The following is a 2153-nucleotide window of genomic DNA, read 5'->3' as shown; positions in this document are numbered from 1 at the left end:
GCGGCCGAGCAGCGCGTCGACCCGGCGGAGCAGCTCCCGCGGACTGAACGTGGAGTGTTCCCGACAAAGTGGCCACCTGAATTAGGCCGCGAGTTCGTAGATGTCTCTGAATCCTAGTTCGAACTCGGCTGGTGTCAAGTAGCCGAGTGTTGAATGTCGCCGCGCTCGGTTGTAATACTCCTCGATCCAAGTGAATGTGCTCTTTGTGAGCGCTTTGAGTGTGGGCCATGGACGCGTGTGGATGAGCTCCTTCTTGTAGCTCGCAAAAAACGATTCTGCGACCGCATTATCGAAACAAATGCCGGTGCGTCCCAGTGATCGCCGAATATTGTTCTTCGTACAATACTTGTCGAATTCAGTGGACGTGTATTGGGTTCCGCGGTCGCTGTGGAATACGACTTTGCCGGGCGGTCGCCGTCGAGCGATGGCCATTTCCAGTGCGTCGGTGACCAACTCGGTACGCATGTGGTCGGCCACGGCCCATCCGACGACCATCCGGGAGTGCAGATCGATCACAGTGGCCAAGTACGCCCAGCCGTTCCAGGTCCGCACGTAAGTGATATCGCCGCACCACTTGGTGTTCATCTCTGCCGCGGTGAAGTCGCGACCGATGAGGTCGGGGGCGGCGACAGGGTCGTCGCCAGCGACGGTGGTTCGCTTCCACGCTTTCGGGTGGCGACCCTCCAAGCCTGCTGCTTTCATCAGCCGCCACACCCGCTTGTGAGAGACCCGGTGACCGCCGGCGGCGAGCTCCGCGCGCATACGACGAACGCCGGGGCGGCCGTTGAGACGCTTGTAGAGGCACTCGATCAGCGTGGTCAGTTCGTCGTCCCGGAGGTCTCGCGCTGAGCGGGACTTTCCACGCCATTTGTAATAGCGGCTCTTCGCATCTGAGCGTTGGTGAGGACGACACGCCGGTGAGGCGGTAGTGAGACGAGAGGGTCGAGGCCCTGAAGGATTGGAAGTACCACTACATCCGATCCTGAAAGGGCCTCGACCCATGTCTGAGCCTATCGGGTGCTGCCGGTCTGCCACCGGAACCGCACCTGCGCCCCGTTGTGTCCGCTGCGATCTTCTCGTCGGGCTCGACGACGTGTACGTCCTTGATGCGCGTCTGCGTGGCGAGCACCTGGAGGTGACCGTCGAATCCGAGCCGGGACCGGTCGGATGCCCGGACTGCGGCGCCGCCGGGGTGGGGCATGGACGGCAGGTGGTGCGTCTGGTCGACATCCCCGCGTTCGGCCGCCCCGTCACGATCATCTGGCGCAAACGCCGCTTCGTCTGCCCAGGCGGGGCGTGCGAACGTGTGACGTTCGTGGAGAACCTGCCTGGGCTTGCCTCGCCGCGGCATGCCACCACGGCCCGCGTCGTGGAGTGGGCAGTGGGACAGCTGCGCCGGGAGCACGCCACCGTCAGCGGACTGGCTCGTCAGCTCGGTACCGCGTGGCACACGGTGTGGACGCCGGTCAAGGCTGCATTGGAGGCGTTGGCCGATGATCCGGCCCGCTTCGACGGCGTCCGCACCCTCGGCGTCGATGAACACATCTGGCACCATGTCTCCCGACGTAAGCGCGGCCCCAAGGAACTGACCGGGATGGTCGACCTCACCCGCGACGGGGACGGCAAAGTACAGGCCAGGCTGCTCGACCTCGTGCCAGGCCGCTCCGGGGTGGTGTTCGCAGACTGGCTCACCGCGCGGGGCAAGGGTTTCACCAGCGGCGTCGAGATCGCCGCTTTGGATCCGTTCCACGGCTACAAGCGAGCGATCGATGACGAACTCGAGGATGCCACCGCTGTTCTCGACGCTTTCCACGTGGTCAAGCTCGCCCTTGGCGCCGTGGACGAGGTCCGCCGGAGGTTGCAGCAGCAGATCTGCGGCCACCGCGGACGTAAAGGCGACCCGCTCTACGGGATCCGCACCATCATCCGCTGCGACCCCGACAGGCTCACCGAGCGCCAGTGGCGGCGGTTCGACGAGGCCCTGGCCGCCGACCCCCGACACGAGGAACTGTTCATCGCCTGGCAAGTCGCCCACGAACTCCGACAGGCCTACCACCACAAAGACCTGCCAGCCGGGCGCAGCGCTGCGGAGAAGGTACTCGCGACCTTGCCATCCTGCCCGATCCCGGAAATCGCCCGACTAGCCCCGGTGG

2 protein-coding genes are annotated in these 2153 nt (G+C 64.7%); one reads left to right on the top strand and one right to left on the bottom strand.

Features of this window, described 5'->3' with window-relative positions; translation table 11 throughout:
- Nucleotides 1-81 precede the first annotated feature (81 nt).
- Nucleotides 82-1002 (bottom strand): IS3 family transposase, encoded by a 921-nt coding sequence (locus DCI01S_RS17035; RefSeq protein ID WP_082767897.1) that lies wholly within the window; start codon nucleotides 1000-1002, stop codon nucleotides 82-84.
- Nucleotides 1003-1093: 91 nt separating this feature from the next.
- Here DCI01S_RS17035 and DCI01S_RS16335 point away from each other — a divergent pair.
- The coding region (locus DCI01S_RS16335) for an ISL3 family transposase (protein WP_061230191.1) at nucleotides 1094-2153 on the top strand (1060 nt) is incomplete at its 3' end.

The sequence above is a fragment of the Dietzia cinnamea NBRC 102147 genome, assembly GCF_001571065.1.
In the GTDB taxonomy this organism is placed as follows: domain Bacteria; phylum Actinomycetota; class Actinomycetes; order Mycobacteriales; family Mycobacteriaceae; genus Dietzia; species Dietzia cinnamea.
The sequence above is the reverse complement of the archived record's forward strand: the minus strand, read 5'-3'. Positions and strand labels throughout refer to the sequence as shown.

Excerpts from the sequence above, each read along its gene's own strand:
- DCI01S_RS17035 (WP_082767897.1), bottom strand. The coding sequence starts at position 1,002 with ATGGGTCGAGGCCCTTTCAGGATCGGATGTAGTGGTACTTCCAATCCT.